Below are 15,837 nucleotides of genomic sequence, written 5' to 3' on the forward strand. Positions count from 1 at the left end.
TTCAGGGCTGACTTTGTACCAGAACTTCGTGGCGATTTGAAGCCTTATGTTGGCGCAATCTATCTGTCGGTGGCCGCTGGCGCGAGGTCGTGCATCTTCTTTATGGCTTTAAGGGCCGTTGATGCAGGAGGCTGCGCTCGCGGCCGACCGTGTTGCTCAGATAGCCAGTGCATGATGCTCCTGGGCAAAGCTGTAGCGGGTACGCGACTCCTTCGGCGCAGGCGCAAGGAAGCCCAGCAGGGCTTCGCGGGTGTCGCGGCAGGCGGCCTTGTGTTCCATGTCGAGGAAGTGGCCGGTGGCGCGGATCTCGCGAAAGTGGCTGTTGCGCACATGCTGGCCAAACTGCCGAGCATCGCCTGTGGTGGTGTATTCGTCCCACTCACCGTTCATGAACAGCACCGGGATGTCGATCACCCGCGCCGACCGCACGGCCTTGCCCAGGTCATGGTCGAGCACCTGGTTGATGTGAAAGTGCATCTGCGCGTATTCGTGGTTGTCCAGGCTGCTGACATGTCGGTAGTTGAAGCGCTTGAACAGTGAGGGCAGGTGCTTGCCAATGGTGTCGTTGACCAGGTTGCCGACCCGGTAACGATCGCAGGCGCTCAGGTACTGGCAGCCGCGTTCGAGGTAGTCGCGCATCGGTTCGTTGATCACCGGCGAGAACGAGCTGACCACGGCCTTTTCGATGCGCCGCGGCTTGTGCGCCAGGGCCAGCAGGGTGCAGGCACCGCCCCAGGAGAAGGACATGACGTGATCGGCGGCAAAGTGGTCGATCAGCTCCAGCAGGATCTGCCCTTCGGTTTCCTTGGTCAGCAGATGCTCATTGCGGTTGTGCGGCTTGGATTTGCCGGCGTAGGGCTGGTCATACAGCACCACATTGAATTGCGGGTGCAGGTTGCGCACCGTCTGGGCAAACGAGGCCGTCGTGGCCAGCGAGCCATTGACCAGGATGATGGTCTTGAGTGCGGCATCTGCGCGATAGAACTCCGTGTAAACCCGATACTGACCTTGTATATCAAGCACAGCGATTTCTGGCCTCATGTCGTCGACTCCTGGCGCAAAAAAGGGTGTTCGCACATGCAAGGATGCGCGTTCTTTATGACAGGTAGGCACACGCCTTGAATTGAAACTGAGGGCCCTGGTCGATCCGCGTTGCACCGTGGTCGACCGGTATTGTTCTAGGAGGGCAATCTGCCGGACGCCGGTGCTTCGAGGCACAGGTCGCCAGCAAAAAGGTGTCTTTGACTACGATCGTGACTGGTTGGTCACATGCAGACCGACGATTGGATTCAAGCAGGCACTCGGCCAACCCGCAAGTGCCGTTGGGGTAATTGACGAAAATTTTCTGCCGGGCGGTCTCAGGTTCAGATCGCCTGGATTTCTTCCGGGGTGAGTGCGCGGTACTGGCCCGGTTGCAGGTTCGGGTCCAGCTGCAGCGGGCCCATGCGCTCGCGGTGCAGGCGCACAACCTTGTTGTCGAAATGGCCGAACATGCGCTTGACCTGGTGGTAGCGGCCTTCGACGATGCTCAGGCGTGCACTGCGCGGCCCCAGCAGGGTCAACTCGGCAGGCTGGGTGGTGAGGTCTTCGAAGGCGAAGTACAAGCCCTGGCGGAACGTGTCGATGTAGTGCTCGCCGATGTCCTGCTCGGTCTCGACGTAGTAGATCTTGGGCAGTTTGGTCTGCGGCTGGGTCAGGCGCCGCGACCACAGGCCGTCGTTGGTCAGCAGCATCAGCCCGGTGGTGTTGAAGTCCAGGCGCCCGGCAATGTGCAGGTCCTGGGTGTCGGCCTCGTCGATCAACTCGATCACGGTCCGGTGCTGCGGGTCCTGGGTGGCGCTCACGCAGCCCTGGGGTTTGTGCAGCATCAGGTAGCGCAGCGGACGGCCGGCTTGCAGCAGTTGTTCGTCGACCTCGATACGGCTGAACTCGCGCACCTCAAAGCGCGGATCGCTGACGCACTGGCCATCCACGCGCACGCGCCGCTCCACCAGCAGCAAGCGAACGTGCTGACGGCTGAAGCAGGGCAGGTTGCTGAGGAAACGATCGAGACGCATACAGGGCCAGGCGCAGGGCGCGACAGTTTAACCTTCGGGCGCCGCCTTGGCTGCCTGCAATTGCGCCTCGACCTGGGCGCAGCGCGGGCACAGGCAGGCCGTGTTGCGCAGCTCGGGCGGCAGGGCTTCAAGCACCTTGGGGTCGATGCTTACGCCATAGCACCAGCAGGCCTGGGCGGCGGTGCGCGGGTCGGCCAGGCTGCAGTCGTTGCTGGCGCCACAGGCGGGGCAGCGGCGGGTGTCATTCATGGTCACGGCTGTTCATGGTCGGCTCGGGGCATCTCGCTGCAGACGCGGTTGCGTCCACTCTGTTTGGCCCGGTACAGGGCATGATCGGCACGGGCGATCAGGCTGTGCAGGGTATCGTCGGCCTGCAGGTTGCTCAAGCCGATGCTGGCGGTGAGGTGGATTGGCTGCTCGGCATAGCTGAAGGCCAGCGCTTGGGTCCTGCTGCGAATCTTCTCGGCCACCGCCAGGGCCTGTTGGCGGTCGGTGTCCTTGAGCAGCACGATGAACTCCTCACCGCCCCAGCGGCAGATGATATCAGCCTGGCGCAGGCAGTCCTCGAGAACCTGGGCGAACTGGCGCAGCACCTCATCGCCGGCCAGGTGGCCGTGGGTGTCGTTGAGCGCCTTGAAGTGGTCGAGGTCAATCAGCAGGGCAATCAGCGTCTTGGGCTCGCGCTGGGCTTCGTGCAGTGCTTGGGCGGCGAGCAGGTCGAAGCCGCGGCGGTTGGGCAGGCCGGTGAGGCTGTCGAGGGTGGCCAGGGCTTCAATGTTGTCCTGATGGCGCTTGACCATGGCATTGAGCAGCGACAGAACCACCAGGGTGATGATCGCGCAGATCACCAGGTTCAGGTACAGCGACTGGCGAATGGCATCCACAGCGCCGTCTTCGCGCTTGTCGACGAACAGGTACCAGTTCAGCTCCGGCACCAGGCGCACATTGAGAAAGTGACTGTGGCCATCGCTGCTGCTGTATTCGTGACTGCCACTGATGGGTTGCGGCATGTGTTCGAACCCGTCCAGTTCGGCCAGTGGCTGGCCGCTCCTGGCGCCATGGGGGCCGCCGTTCGAGCCAGTCAGCACAACGTGGCCCTGCTGGTCGACGAAGAACACCTGGCGCTGGTAGCGCTGCTGGTAGTCGTCGATCAGGCGGATCACTGCTTCGACGGTCAGGCCCAGACCGGCGATGCCGATCAGCTTGCCGTCGTAGTCCAGCACCCGGTAGTTGATGAATACCGTGAGCCGGTCCTGGTTGGCCATGTCGAGGTCGACGTTGATCTCGTAGGGCGTGCTCATGCGCAGCGCCCGCGGGTACCAGGCGTCCCGAGGGTCCTGTGGGTCGATATGCTTGAGCACGCCCTTGGCCTGGTAGTAGATCCCCGTGGCACTGGAGACGAAGAACGCCGTGTAGGCCTGGTGCTGGCGCATGACCTCGTCCAGGTAGCGGGTTACCTGAGCGGTGTCGCGCTCGCCACCCAGTGCCCAGTCGCGCAGGAAGGTGTCGTGGGCCATCATCGAGGAGATCAGGATCGGCCGCACCAGGTCTTTCTGGATTTCCGAATAGACCGTGTCGGAGGTCAGCGGCAACTCGGTGTTGACGATGTTGTCACGGATCGTGCTGCGCGAGGCGAAGTAGCTGAGCAGGGAAGTCGCCAAAAAACCGCAGGCGAGCAACAGCAGTAATGTCAGGATCAGCGAACGCTGTGAAAACAGGGCGGAACGAGGCGGCATGACATTCCCGATCTGTGGGCCAATGGCAGCTATTCTAGTGGCCCGGCGGGAAAATAACTTTACGATTTTTACGGGTATCAGCCTTGTATCAATTTATTGCAGCAATGGCACCTGAGCGGGTTTTGACAGTCTTATCCAGTGTCGATGAACACTTGCCGATCGACGCCGTCCAGCGCCGCTGGGATGGGCAGTTTCGCGGTCCGGGAGGCCGCCATGTATCGCCGAATTTTGCTGATTGCAGTGTTGGGTTTGCTGACAAGCGCTTGTGTCCCCTATGCCGGTAACGGCTATTACCGTACCGAGGTCTACACCGCCGATCGCTATGGCTATCCAGGTTACTACCGGCCGTCCTATCCCTACAATCGTGGTTACTATGTAGCACCGCAACCGCGCTATTACGTAGTGCCACCTCCGCGTTACTACGCGCCACCTCCGCATTATTACCGTCCGGCGCCTCACGGCTACTACCGGGAAACACCGCATAACTATTACCAGCCTTACCCGGGCCGCGGCTATGACCGCTACCGCCAGGGCTCGTCACGTCACGATCGCAACCGTGATGGCTGGCCAGATCGCAACGGGCGCCGTTGAGGCGCTCAGACCAGATCGGCTAATGGGTGACGGCCCTCCCAGGCCTTGCTGAAATGCGCATCGACCACCGCCGTTGGTACCTGGGCGATATCCGCCCAGTGCCAGCGCGGTTTCTGCTGCTTGTCGATCAGCCGGGCGCGCACCCCTTCACCGAACTCCGGGTGCTGGCAGCAGTTGAGGCTCATGGTGTATTCCATCTGGAACACCTGGGCCAGTGACAGGTGGCGGGCACGCTGGATTTGCTGCCAGACCAGGTGCGCGGTCAGTGGGCAACCGTCGAGCATGGTCTGCGCGGCCTTGGCCAGCAGCGGGTCGTCGTGGTTACGCCATTGGGCGATGGCGCGCCAGGCGCACACTGGGTCGGCGACATCGAGCAGCGCATCGATCTGCCGGCGCCTTGGCAGCCACTGGGCCTCGGGGCGCTCGGCCTGGGCGGCATGCTGCTGGGCCTTGAGCAGGCTGTTGAGCTGCAGGGCGGTCTGCTCCTGCCAGTTCAGTTGCAACAGATCATCAAGCAGCTCTTCCTGCTGGCTTTCGCCGAGCAGGCGATCCGCCAGGCCCAGGTCCAGGGCATCGGTGGCGTTGATCGGGGCACCGGTCAGGCCCAGGAACAGGCCGAGCTTGCCCGGCAGGCGCGACAAAAACCAACTGCCGCCAACATCCGGGTACAGGCCGATGCTGATTTCCGGCATGGCCAGGCGGCTGCCCGGGGTGACCACGCGCACATTGGCGCCTTGCAACACACCCATGCCACCGCCCAGTACATGGCCATGGCCCCAGCAGATCAGCGGTTTGGGGTAGGTGTGCAGGCGGTAGTCGAAACGGTACTCGGCGGCAAAAAAATGCGCCGCCAGGGGCGGTACCCGGCCGGGATGGTCAAGGCAGGCCTGGGCCAGGCTGCGCACCTCGCCACCGGCGCAGAAGGCCTTGGCGCCAGCGCCGCGCAACAGCACGCAGACCAGGTCCGGGTCATCGGCCCAGGCCTTGAGCTGTTCGTCGAGCACCTCGATCATCGGCAGCGACAAGGCATTGAGAGTTTGCGGCGCATTGAGGGTGGCCACGCCGATCCGCGCGCCGTCGACGCCAGTGAGTTCCTCGCACAATACTGCAGTCATGGGCGACCTCGTGGTTGATCCGCTCAAGTATGGCCGTTGCTGGCGATTTCGGCGGTCGCCGGTCGGATCGATTGACAAGCGCAGGCGGCTTTCCTAGTGTCGCGCCATTGTTTTACGGACCTGACCATGACTGACGACGACCGCATCAAACTTGAACCCAGCTGGAAAGAGGCTCTGCGTGCCGAATTCGACCAGCCGTACATGCACCAGTTGCGCGAGTTCCTGCGCCAGGAGTACGCCGCTGGCAAGGAAATTTATCCGCCGGGCCCGCTGATCTTCAACGCCCTCAACTCCACGCCGCTGGATCAGGTCAAGGTGGTGATCCTCGGCCAGGACCCGTACCACGGCCCGGGCCAGGCCCATGGCCTGTGCTTCTCGGTGCAACCGGGGGTGGCCACGCCGCCGTCGCTGGTGAATATCTACAAAGAGTTGCAGCGCGACCTGAACATCGAGATCCCCAGGCACGGCTGCCTGCAATCCTGGGCCGAGCAGGGCGTGCTGCTGCTCAACACCACCATGACCGTCGAGCGCGCCAATGCCGCCTCCCATGCCAAAAAAGGCTGGGAGTCCTTCACCGACCGCATCATCGAAGTGGTCAGCGAACAGCAGGTCAACTGCGTGTTCCTGCTCTGGGGCGCCCATGCCCAGAGCAAGCAGAAACTCATCGATGCCACCAAGCACCTGGTGCTCAAGTCGGTGCATCCCTCGCCCTTGTCGGCCTATCGGGGCTTTCTCGGTTGCGGACATTTCAGCCGGGCCAACAGCTTTCTCGAGCAGCGTGGGCTGACCCCGATCGACTGGCGTTTGCCAGCGGTTTAACGCTGGGTACCTAGCATTTCTGCCAGTTTCGGATGGTAGAAATAGGGCATTAAATAACCTCCCTGTACGCAACGCCAGGCAGCACCTGGCCAGGGAGAGGTTTCATGTCCAGGTTCACTCCATCACTGCTCGAGCAGGGCGCATCCTCTACATCGCCCCAGCTGGGTAAATACAAAGCGCCAGTGGTACCGGCGGCAATGGCACTGGAGCCAGATGATCAAAACCATCACCTGATTCACAAGGACGATCAATCCCGGGATTTGCAGGTGGTCATTGATGAGATCTGGCCGCAACATGAGGGTTTCCCAGGGGATATAACCCACGTTGACCTGCTCTGGGATGGTCTGCGGGTAGATTTTCTAGACCCCCCCCTGGTCTGGCCGTACGACCCGCAAGCGATCATTCCGCTGGAACTTGCGGTACCGCAAATCTACCTCGCAACACCGGGCCCTCACCGGGTCAGCTACCGCATCAATATGGGTAATCCCGCGCTGTCCGATGAGGTGTTGCTGAACATCGACCAGACCGCGCCCAACGCTGGCGAGGCAGGTAGCAGGCCTGAGCCGATTGCGCCTATCGGGCCTGAGGGCTTGAACGAGGACTACCTGGCGGAACACCAGGGTGTGAACATTCGGCTGGAGTCGTGGAGTGACCTGCGCCTGGGCGATAGAGTGCGCCTGTACTGGCGCAGCTTTTCCCGCCAGGACGATCCGCTGAAGCCTGTGGATGAGTTCGTGGTGCGAGATAAAGATGCGCCAGTCGATCTCAGGGTGCCAGCCGATTACATTCGCAACAGCGGCGATGGGTTGCGCTATCTGTGTTACGACTGGGAAGACCGTAGCGGCAATCGCGGACCCCTTTCCCATGTCAATGAAATCAGCGTTGAGCTGGGCAGCACGCCGAGCCCTTTGCCGCTGCCGCAGGTTGAGCCCGCGGGGCTGATCGACCTGGACCGGGCGCGTACCGGCGTCGAGCTGGTCATCAATGAAATCGTCGACGCCCGCCCTGGCGATCGTGTTATCGGCTATTGGCGTGGGTTGCCGGTGGGCAGTGTCGACCTGCTCGCACCCTTGCGTTGGCCGGTGAAGTTCCCGGTGGGGTTTGAGGTGTTGACCGCTGCAGGCTTTGTCGAGCGTAACGACCAGGTGCATTTCACCTGGCGTGGCAGGCCGTCACGTGCTTTGTCGGTGGAGTTGAATCTGACAGTGGCCGGGCCCGATCCGCAAGGCCCTGAGCTTGTCAATCCAAGGCTGGCCGCCGTGGTGGTCAAGGGTCGCGCTGGTGATGATCAACTCGGTGCCGAGGATGTCGATCACGACGCCCGGGTGGAGTTGGTGTTGTACGTCAACCCGCAACCGGGGCAGGTGCTGCAGTTGTATTGGGGCAGCCACGTCGGGCCCGCCGCTACCTACCTGATCAAACCTGAAGACAGAGGCGGCGCGACCATCGCTTTCAGCGTGCCCTGGGCGATCATCAATGCTGTCGGCAGCAACCCTGCGCTACCGGTCTATTACAGCACCTTCAATGGCGTTAATACCCAGCATGCGCCCACGACACGCGTCGATGTGCAAATTCGGATTATCGAAGGCCTGGCCCGGGCAACGTTTCCCGGAACCGCCGAGGGGAATTGGGTCAACTGTGCCTACCAACCCTGGATCAATGGCGTGAAAGTCCGCATCCCAGGGGATGCGCAGCGTTTGGCCGAGAACGATCAAGTCACCCTGTTCTGGGTCGCTGACCGGGGCCAGGTGGGGGGGGGATCCCATTGAAGGCACCCAGGCCCAATTCCCTCATGTGTTGAGCGCGGCCGATGCCCGTGAGGGTTTCGATATCGACGTCTGGCCGTATGAATCCCTGATCCAGGAGGCCGCGCGCATACGCGGAGCAGGGGTTGTCAGCTACCGGCTGGTCAAAGCGGCCGCCAACGGCGGCGGGGTCGGTAACTCGCCGCACTCGCAAGTGCGGCTATCGGTTATAGAGCCTGGCAGCGAGTTTTATTGCGACAACGGCGATCCGGTTGAACCCTGAATGAGGAAATTCGTATTGAGTGAAAGTAGGTGCGTTTGGTAACACGACTTCCAGCACTGTGCTGGGTTAAAATAATGTTTGTAAGAGTAGATCACCATGACTAAACAGGAAGTTTTACCAAAAACCAGCAAGAAGACTCAAGCCAGTAAACCATCGACCCAGCAAAAGGCGACGTCCATCCGTTCAGCCAGCAGAACCGCCACGAGTCATTCGCGAACGCTGAGTACGCTGCCTGCCCCAATAGTATCGCCTATTGAGGCCGATGGCCTGATCCTGACCGCGAACCTTGCGCGGGGCTTGGATGTAACAATTGCTGAATACGAGATCTTGGGTTTTGACCCGGAAGATATAATCGACATTCTTGTAAATGGTGTGGCTCAGTTTGAAAATATCAGGGTGCCTTTCGACCATCCCCCTGGAAGCTTTCCTGTAGTGCGCACGTTGACTCGAGAGCAACTTGGCGGTGATGGCGTACGACGTATTACCTATCGGGTGTATAACCAGAATGACAGTTTTTCACTCGCACAGGATGTAATCGTCGATACCTTGGACCCTGCACTCAACAACCCACCGCCAAGTCCGCTGCTCCCGGAAGACCTTGTAGGAACCGAAGTGACTGCAGAGTACCTGGAGGCTAATGGTGATGTGCTGACCCTAGACGTCATCCGCTATGCCGATCCTAAGCCGGGGGACCGTTGGGCACTGTTCATGGGGGTGCAAAGCGGGCCAATAAAAGTGGGAGCAGTGGTGCCTGATGAGGGTGGCGGAAGGGCATATTTCAGCATCGATGTACCCCGGGTAGATCTGGAAACGTTACCTGGTGGCTACACGCCTATCTGGCTCAAGCTCACGGACCGGGCTGGCAACGAAAGCCAGTTTTCCTACCCTCAACCGATGGTGTTGTCCCTGGCCCCCGCGCCGGAAGACCTAGAGGCTCCGGAGGTGCCCGAGGCGCCCATTGATCTGGCAGATGCACGTCAGGGTGTGCTGGTTCTGGTGGAGAAATACACCAACTGGTTATCTGGCGATATCGTGCAGGTTCGCTGGGAGGGAGTTGTTGTTGGGACATTTGTCACCAACGAATTTCATGACTGGCCATTGGAAGCTACCGCGCGGTTTGCCACAGTAGACAAAGATGAGGCTTACACAGCCAAGGTTGATTACATTGTCACCCGCGGACGCCCGTTTCCCTCTGAAATCGCCGAAATCGAGGTCGATACCACCAAGGCCGGGCCACCGAACCCGGAAGAGCCGGATCCGGTCAACCCGAACCTGCTGCTGCCTTTGCTGATTGGGCCTGTCAGCGAGCTTGAGAATGAACTGACCCCCGTAGATCGTGGCGCAGATGTCACTGTCAAACTAACGGTTTATTCCCCGGTAAACCCCGATGAGGTTATCCGGCTGTATTACGGCCCTGCGGGAAAACTGGTAGCCACTCATACCATTACCACTGAAGCCGCTGGCGATGTGATCGACATGATCATCAGCGCTGACGATATTATCGAAGCTGGCAATGGCTTGGCGCAGCTGCTGTTTTATCGCCTCTACAAAAATGCCACGGGGGCAAACTACCAGGAGTCTCGTCCGGTCGAGGTGCGCGCGGTCATCGAGCAGCTGGAAGGCCTGGCCTTGCCGAGTATCGTAGGCGTCATTCTCCCACCCACCGGTAATCCGACGGTTCTGTGTGAGCATGCGCCATGGAATGGCCTGACCGTACTGGTCAGTGATCCGAGCAAGTTGGAGCTTGGTGATAATGTCACGGTGAGTTGGGCCATGTATGCTGTAGGCAGTAGTGTACCGGTGGAGGGAACCGTTGTGGCGCTCAGAGGGGATGTTTCCGACCCCACGCATGTTGAGTTTGGGGTACCGATTTCGGTGCTCTGGGACGACTACATCAAACCGGCGCCGAACCTGGCTTTTATCCGTATCAGCTGGAGCGTGGTACGCGATGGTATTCCAGTTGGTGAGTCTGCAGAGCGGACTTATCAATACAATATTCGTCAGGGCGCAGGTAACTGTGTTCCCACGTTTGCGCAACGTCATACAGCTGTAAGGGTCGGTAAGTTGTAACTTGAACAAGGGCCGGGAGCCTGGCTTCCGGCCCTTGTCTGTCAATGATGTGCTGTTGAATTGGCCTGTTGTTTTTGTAGACTATTCCTACATAGTCCTACTGGGCACCTCTGTACGCTGCAAGCCTGAAAACGGAGCACGGTTGTGTCAGCTCTGTTTTTCATTCTGACTAACAGCGTTCGAGAGTGTGACTCATCATGTCCCGTATTTACTTGTCTTCTGCACCGTTTTCCCGTGTGCTGCCTTTTATTCTGGCAGCGCCTTTAAGCCTGTGCGCTAGCCAGTTGATGGCGCAAACCAGCAATACCACCCTCTACCGGTTGGTAGGGCAAACCCTTACCGTCACTGACAAAGAACAGAGCACCAGTGCCCAGGCTATATCCTTGGGCCGTACTACCAATGGCCAGTTCCGTGGCTCCAACCTGACCCTCAATAACACCACACTCACGGCTGTTACCGGTGGTGCAAGTCTGACCGCGTTCAGCCAGCTCAATCTGGCCAGCCAGTCGCAACTGATCGCGACCGGGGCTAGCAGCATTGGCGTGCGCAGCTATGGTGGTCGGGTGACGGCGGTTGATCAAAGCATCATTCAGGGGGGGCTTAACGGTGCCTTCCTGGCCCATGAAACAGTGGGCTTGGAACCGAACAGCGAAGTGCCCGAGCTGCACGTGATGAGCGGTTCCAAAGTGATTGGCGAGCGCGGTGCCGCTGTGGTGGTCGATGCCCGTACCCAGGCGAAAATCACCGTCAGTGACGGTGCACAGCTGATTGGCGGCAACGGCAACATGCTGGAAATCAAGCAGGGCTCGACCGCCGATGTGCAGGTTGCGCGCAGTGCGCTGACCGGCAACATTCAGGTCGATAGCGGCAGTGGTGTGTCCCTGGCGATGTCTGACTCGCAGCTTAACGGTGACATTCTGGTAGCCGCCGGTGGCAAGGCCGATTTGCAGTTACAGCATGGCTCGCAGTTGGTCGGACGCCTGGGCAATGTTTCCAGCCTGAGCGCCGATGCCGGCAGCCAGTGGACCCTGACCGGCAATAGCCAGGTCGGCGAGTTGGCATTGCGCGGTGCAACCGTCAGCTTTGGCAGTGCAGAGCAGTTCTACCGCCTGGACGTCAACGAGCTGTCGGGCAACGGCACCTTCCAGATGGCCGCCGATTTCGCCACCGGCGAAGGCGATCGCCTGAATGTCAGCGGCCAGGCCAATGGCGAATTCGGTTTGGCCATCAAAGCCAGCGGGCTCGAGCTTGATCCTGTTGAACGGGTGACCGTGGTCACGACCGGTGGCGGCAATGCCGAGTTCAGCCTGGTGAACGGTCCTGTCGACTTGGGTGCGTTTTCCTACGACCTGATTAAAGAAGGCAACGACTGGCACCTGGACACCGAGACAAAGGTCATCAGCCCCAGCACCCGTTCGGTCCTGGCGCTGTTCAACACCGCACCGACCGTGTGGTACGGCGAGCTGTCGTCACTGCGTACGCGCATGGGCGAGCTGCGCTACAACGAAGGTAAAAGCGGCGCCTGGAGCCGGGCTTATGGCAGCAAGTACAACGTGGCTGAATCCTCTGGCACCGCCTACAAGCAAACCCAGCAAGGCTTTACCCTGGGTGCCGATGCCCAGGTCGGCGACAGCCAGTGGCTGGTGGGTGTGCTGGCCGGTCATAGCAAGTCCGACCTGGACCTGAACCGCGGTACCAGCGGTACCGTTGACAGCTACTATGCCGGTGCCTACACCACCTGGCTGGACCAGGACAGCGGTTACTACTTCGACGCCATGGCCAAGCTCAACCGCTTCGACAACAAGTCGAAAGTGGCCATGAGCGACGGCAGCCAGGCCAAGGGTAGCTACAAGACCAATGGTGTGGGTGCGTCGGCCGAGTTCGGTCGCCACATCAAGCTCGATGACGGTTTCTTCGTTGAGCCTTTTGCCCAGGTCTCGGCCGTCAGCATCCAGGGCGCGTCCTACAACCTGGACAGCGGCCTGAAGGCTGAAGGTGACCGGACCCTGTCGGTGCTGGGTAAGGCCGGTGCCACCGTCGGTCGCAACTTTGAACTGGGCGAGGGACGTTTTGCCCAGCCGTACCTGCGCGCGGCTGCGGTGCACGAGTTTGCCAAGAACAACAAGGTCAAGGTCAACAATAACGTGTTCAACAACGACCTGTCCGGCTCGCGTGCCGAGGTCGGTGCCGGTATTGCAGTGTCGCTGTCCGAGCGCCTGCAAGTGCATGCCGACATCGACTACAGCAACGGCGAGAAGATCGAGAAGCCGTTCGGTGCCAGCGTGGGGGTACGCTTTACCTGGTAAGCGCCGTAATGAAAGAGAGGAAGCCTTGGCTTCCTCTTTTTTTTGCTCAGTCGCAGCGTTTGTCCCAATGCCTGAACAAGGGCTCGGCGAGAAACAGCACAAACAACAAACGCATCACCTGCAGCGCCGTTACCAACGGCACCGACAGTTGCAGGGTTTCAGCGGTCAGGCTCATTTCGGCAATGCCGCCGGGCATCATGCCCAGGGTCAGCGAGCGCAGGTCGAGGTCGGTCATGACACTAAGCACGTAAGCGGCAGCGCCTGCGATCAGCATGGTCAGGGCCGTGGCGATCAAGGTGCGGCCCAGGAACGACGGTGCGCGGCGAAAGAATGCACGATTGAAGTGACAGCCCAGGCCACTGCCGATCAGCCATTGGCCGATCTGGCTGGCGCCATCGGGCAGGGCAACCTGCAGGTTGGCGCTGACACTCGCCACTGCCGCCACCAGCAACGGCCCGAACAGCCAGGGGTTGGGTTGCTTCAAACGTTGCCAAACCAGGGCCAGCAACACCCCCAGCGGGCAGATCAGCAACAGCCAGCCCCAGTTGACGCTGCCGGTGTGGGTCAGCGGCACGCCGTTGCCGAGCAGGAACTTGAACAGCGCCGGCACGCACAACACCACCGCCAACACCCGCAGGCTCTGCGCCGCCGCCACCTGGCTGAGTACCGCGCCATTGCGCGCGCCGAGGTTGACCATCTCTCCGGAACCACCGGGCATGCTGGAAAAGAACGCCGTGGCGCGGTCTTCCCCAGTGCGCCTGAGCAACCACACACCGACCACACTGGAAACACTGGTGATCAGCGCGCCGCAGAAGATCAGGCCGAAGTTGCTCGCCACCTGCTCGACCACCGCCGGGGTGAAGTGCAGGCCGATACCGATGCCGATGATCCATTGGCCGCACTTGCGCCCGCCGGGGATCTCGCTCAGTTGCCAGGGCGTCAGGCAGCGTACCAGGATGATCGCTAGCAACGAGCCGACCATCCATGGCAATGGCCAGCCGACCAGGCTTGCCAGGTATCCGCCGGCCAGGCCGACCAGGCCGGTGGCCCAGTACAGTTTCAGCCGCCCATCAGCCATTGGCCAGGGCACGCCGTTGCAGGCTGCGCTTGCGCCAGATGCGCAGCAGCGGCAGGAGCAGCATGACCAGTGTCAGACCCCACACACTCACACTGATCGGGCTGGACCAGAGGATATCCAGGGCACCGTTGGAGATCGACAGCGCCCGGCGCAGGTTCTGCTCCATCAGCCCGCCGAGGATAAAGCCGAGCAGGATCGGCGACAGCGGGAAGTCCAGTTTGCGCAGGATGTAGCCGAAGATGCCGATGCCGATCATCAGGAACAGGTCGAAGGTGGTGGCATGTACCGCGTACACGCCGATCGCGGTGATGATCGCGATAAAGGGCACCAGGGCCCAGTTCGGCACTGCAAGAATGCGGGTGAAGATGCGGATCATCGGGATGTTGAGGATCACCAGCATGATGTTGGCAATGAACAACGAAGCGATCAGGCCCCAGACGATGTCTGGCTGCTGCTCGAACAGCATCGGCCCCGGGGTAATGTTGTACAGCGACAAGGCGCCGATCATCACCGCGGTGGTGCCCGAGCCTGGCACACCCAGGGTCAGCATCGGGACCAGCGCGCCGCAGGCTTCGGCACCAATGGCGGTTTCCGGGGCGGCGAGGCCACGTTTATCGCCCTTGCCGAAGGTGCCGCTGGGGCCGGCGATGCGTTTTTCGGTCATGTAGGCCACGGCGCTGGACAGCGTCGCACCGGCCCCAGGGAGCACGCCCATGATAAAGCCAAGTACGCCGCAGCGAATGTTCACGGCAAAGACCGAGGCGGCTTCCTTGAAGTTGAACAGCATGCGCCCGGTGGCTTTGACTGCTTCGTGACCGTGGTGGGTCTTTTCCAGCAGTAGCAGGATTTCGCTGATGGAGAACAGGCCCAGCACCAGCACCACGAACTGAATGCCGTCAGCCAGGTGCACGCTATCGCCGGTGAAGCGGTAGACGCCGCTGTTGGCGTCGATCCCGACGCAGGACAGGAACAGGCCGATCAAGGCAGCAATGAAGGTCTTGAGCGGCCGGTCGCCAGCCATGCCGCCCAGGCAGACAATCGCAAACACCATGAGCACGAAGTACTCGGCGGGTCCGAAGGCTATTGCCCATTTCGCCAGTATCGGCGCGAACAGGACCATGCCGCAGGTGGCAATGAAGGCGCCAAGGAACGAGCTCCAGGCCGACAGCGACAGGGCCACACCGGCCAGGCCCTGGCGGGCCATGGGGTAGCCGTCGAGGGTGGTCATGACCGTGGCGGCTTCGCCGGGGATATTGAGCAGGATCGAGCTGATCCGGCCGCCGTACTCGCAGCCCAGGTACACCGCCGCCAGCAGGATCAGGGCCGACTCCGGTGGCAGGCCGAGGGCGAAGGCAATCGGGATCAGCAGGGCCACGCCATTGATCGGGCCCAGGCCGGGCAAAAGGCCGACCACGGTGCCGATCAGGGTGCCGGTCAGGGCAGTGACCAGGTTGTAGGGGGTCAGGGCGACACCGAAGCCCTGGCTCAGATAGCTGAAGGTATCCATGTCAATTCTCCAGGACGTCGAGCAGGCCGAGGGGCAGGGGGACTTCCATGACGCGGTCGAACAGCCAGTACAGAGACAGGCTGGTCAAGACGATGATCACCACACTGGGCAGCCAGCGGCCACCATACAGGCGGGCCATGGGCACGCCGATGAGGATGCCGCTGAGAATGAAGCCCAGGGGCTCGAAGGTGGCGGCGAAAACCAGCAGCAAGGCCACGCAGAGGGCGATTTTGTTCAGGGTGGCGCGGTCGAGTTCAGGCTCGTCGTCCTTGCGCACCAGTGGTGTCGGGCGAAAGGCCAGGTACAGCAGACCGCAGGCCATCAGGCCGAGCATCAGCAAGGGAAAGGCGCGGGGGCCGATCGGTTCGTAGGAGAAGGCAGCCTGGTAGGGCCAGGCCATCACCATCAGGGCGCTACAGATCGCCAGCAGGAACAGGGCGAAGAGGCGTTGCAGGATCATAGGGAATCCTCTTTTCGCGGGGCAAGCCCGCTCCCACACAGACAGTGCGACCCTGTGGGAGATTCTATGG

At 61.0% G+C, this 15,837-nt stretch carries 14 protein-coding genes; 6 read left to right on the forward strand and 8 right to left on the reverse strand.

Annotation, left to right across the window (positions count from 1 at the left end; all coding sequences use genetic code 11):
- Nucleotides 1-156: 156 nt before the first annotated feature.
- The 4 genes from M5G17_RS17205 to M5G17_RS17220 all read right to left on the reverse strand — a co-directional run bounded on the left by M5G17_RS17205 (nt 157) and on the right by M5G17_RS17220 (nt 3,793).
- The gene (locus tag M5G17_RS17205; protein WP_273894114.1) at nt 157-1,041 is read right to left on the reverse strand and encodes an alpha/beta fold hydrolase; all 885 of its coding nucleotides are present in this window, start codon (nt 1,039-1,041) and stop codon (nt 157-159) included.
- 323 nt (nt 1,042-1,364) lie between these two features.
- Nucleotides 1,365-2,057 (reverse strand): pseudouridine synthase, encoded by a 693-nt coding sequence (locus M5G17_RS17210; RefSeq protein WP_273894115.1) that lies wholly within the window; start codon nt 2,055-2,057, stop codon nt 1,365-1,367.
- Nucleotides 2,058-2,084: 27 nt separating this feature from the next.
- Entirely contained in the window at nt 2,085-2,306 is a 222-nt protein-coding gene (locus tag M5G17_RS17215; protein ID WP_273894116.1) for a cysteine-rich CWC family protein, read from the reverse strand.
- 2 nt (nt 2,307-2,308) lie between these two features.
- On the reverse strand, nt 2,309-3,793 hold the full coding sequence (locus tag M5G17_RS17220) for a sensor domain-containing diguanylate cyclase (RefSeq protein WP_273894117.1): 1,485 nt from the start codon (nt 3,791-3,793) through the stop codon (nt 2,309-2,311).
- A 213-nt stretch (nt 3,794-4,006) separates the two neighbouring features.
- On the opposite strand from M5G17_RS17220, the gene M5G17_RS17225 reads away from it, so the two are divergent.
- Complete coding sequence (locus M5G17_RS17225; protein ID WP_273894118.1) at nt 4,007-4,384, forward strand: hypothetical protein; 378 nt, start codon at nt 4,007-4,009, stop codon at nt 4,382-4,384.
- Nucleotides 4,385-4,389: 5 nt separating this feature from the next.
- Here M5G17_RS17225 and M5G17_RS17230 read toward each other — a convergent pair whose 3' ends face one another.
- A complete protein-coding gene (locus M5G17_RS17230) occupies nt 4,390-5,499 on the reverse strand; it encodes an enoyl-CoA hydratase/isomerase family protein (RefSeq protein ID WP_273894119.1) in 1,110 nt (369 codons plus the stop codon).
- 126 nt (nt 5,500-5,625) lie between these two features.
- Here M5G17_RS17230 and ung point away from each other — a divergent pair, with 126 nt between their 5' ends.
- The 5 genes from ung to M5G17_RS17255 all read left to right on the forward strand — a co-directional run bounded on the left by ung (nt 5,626) and on the right by M5G17_RS17255 (nt 12,722).
- Nucleotides 5,626-6,318: a uracil-DNA glycosylase gene (gene ung / locus M5G17_RS17235; RefSeq protein WP_273894120.1), complete on the forward strand. Its 693-nt coding sequence runs from the start codon at nt 5,626-5,628 to the stop codon at nt 6,316-6,318.
- A 104-nt stretch (nt 6,319-6,422) separates the two neighbouring features.
- A complete protein-coding gene (locus tag M5G17_RS17240; protein WP_273894121.1) occupies nt 6,423-8,087 on the forward strand; it encodes a hypothetical protein in 1,665 nt (554 codons plus the stop codon).
- Between the two features lie 25 nt (nt 8,088-8,112).
- The gene (locus tag M5G17_RS17245; protein ID WP_273894122.1) at nt 8,113-8,346 is read left to right on the forward strand and encodes a hypothetical protein; all 234 of its coding nucleotides are present in this window, start codon (nt 8,113-8,115) and stop codon (nt 8,344-8,346) included.
- A 96-nt stretch (nt 8,347-8,442) separates the two neighbouring features.
- The gene (locus M5G17_RS17250; protein ID WP_273894123.1) at nt 8,443-10,416 is read left to right on the forward strand and encodes a hypothetical protein; all 1,974 of its coding nucleotides are present in this window, start codon (nt 8,443-8,445) and stop codon (nt 10,414-10,416) included.
- Nucleotides 10,417-10,613: 197 nt separating this feature from the next.
- Nucleotides 10,614-12,722, forward strand: coding sequence for an autotransporter outer membrane beta-barrel domain-containing protein (locus tag M5G17_RS17255; protein WP_273894124.1), 2,109 nt, complete (start codon nt 10,614-10,616; stop codon nt 12,720-12,722).
- Nucleotides 12,723-12,768: 46 nt separating this feature from the next.
- Here M5G17_RS17255 and M5G17_RS17260 read toward each other — a convergent pair whose 3' ends face one another.
- The 3 genes from M5G17_RS17260 to M5G17_RS17270 are packed head-to-tail and all read right to left on the reverse strand — an operon-like array spanning nt 12,769 to nt 15,767.
- The gene (locus tag M5G17_RS17260) at nt 12,769-13,800 is read right to left on the reverse strand and encodes an AbrB family transcriptional regulator (RefSeq protein WP_273894125.1); all 1,032 of its coding nucleotides are present in this window, start codon (nt 13,798-13,800) and stop codon (nt 12,769-12,771) included.
- Nucleotides 13,793-15,307, reverse strand: a complete 1,515-nt coding sequence (locus M5G17_RS17265) for a tripartite tricarboxylate transporter permease (RefSeq protein WP_273894126.1) — start codon at nt 15,305-15,307, stop codon at nt 13,793-13,795. Before M5G17_RS17265 ends, M5G17_RS17260 begins: the two co-directional genes overlap by 8 nt.
- Before the next feature lies 1 nt (nt 15,308).
- Complete coding sequence (locus tag M5G17_RS17270) at nt 15,309-15,767, reverse strand: tripartite tricarboxylate transporter TctB family protein (RefSeq protein ID WP_273894127.1); 459 nt, start codon at nt 15,765-15,767, stop codon at nt 15,309-15,311.
- Nucleotides 15,768-15,837: the final 70 nt, after the last annotated feature.

It is taken from the genome of Pseudomonas rubra, assembly GCF_028656935.1.
GTDB lineage: Bacteria > Pseudomonadota > Gammaproteobacteria > Pseudomonadales > Pseudomonadaceae > Aquipseudomonas > Aquipseudomonas rubra.

Excerpts from the sequence above, each read along its gene's own strand:
- M5G17_RS17250 (WP_273894123.1), top strand. The coding sequence starts at position 8,443 with ATGACTAAACAGGAAGTTTTACCAAAAACCAGCAAGAAGACTCAAGCC.
- M5G17_RS17265 (WP_273894126.1), bottom strand. The coding sequence starts at position 15,307 with ATGGATACCTTCAGCTATCTGAGCCAGGGCTTCGGTGTCGCCCTGACC.
- M5G17_RS17260 (WP_273894125.1), bottom strand. The coding sequence starts at position 13,800 with ATGGCTGATGGGCGGCTGAAACTGTACTGGGCCACCGGCCTGGTCGGC.
- M5G17_RS17230 (WP_273894119.1), bottom strand. The coding sequence starts at position 5,499 with ATGACTGCAGTATTGTGCGAGGAACTCACTGGCGTCGACGGCGCGCGG.
- M5G17_RS17205 (WP_273894114.1), bottom strand. The coding sequence starts at position 1,041 with ATGAGGCCAGAAATCGCTGTGCTTGATATACAAGGTCAGTATCGGGTT.
- M5G17_RS17270 (WP_273894127.1), bottom strand. The coding sequence starts at position 15,767 with ATGATCCTGCAACGCCTCTTCGCCCTGTTCCTGCTGGCGATCTGTAGC.
- M5G17_RS17210 (WP_273894115.1), bottom strand. The coding sequence starts at position 2,057 with ATGCGTCTCGATCGTTTCCTCAGCAACCTGCCCTGCTTCAGCCGTCAG.
- M5G17_RS17220 (WP_273894117.1), bottom strand. The coding sequence starts at position 3,793 with ATGCCGCCTCGTTCCGCCCTGTTTTCACAGCGTTCGCTGATCCTGACA.
- M5G17_RS17255 (WP_273894124.1), top strand. The coding sequence starts at position 10,614 with ATGTCCCGTATTTACTTGTCTTCTGCACCGTTTTCCCGTGTGCTGCCT.
- M5G17_RS17240 (WP_273894121.1), top strand. The coding sequence starts at position 6,423 with ATGTCCAGGTTCACTCCATCACTGCTCGAGCAGGGCGCATCCTCTACA.
- M5G17_RS17225 (WP_273894118.1), top strand. The coding sequence starts at position 4,007 with ATGTATCGCCGAATTTTGCTGATTGCAGTGTTGGGTTTGCTGACAAGC.
- ung (WP_273894120.1), top strand. The coding sequence starts at position 5,626 with ATGACTGACGACGACCGCATCAAACTTGAACCCAGCTGGAAAGAGGCT.
- M5G17_RS17215 (WP_273894116.1), bottom strand. The coding sequence starts at position 2,306 with ATGAATGACACCCGCCGCTGCCCCGCCTGTGGCGCCAGCAACGACTGC.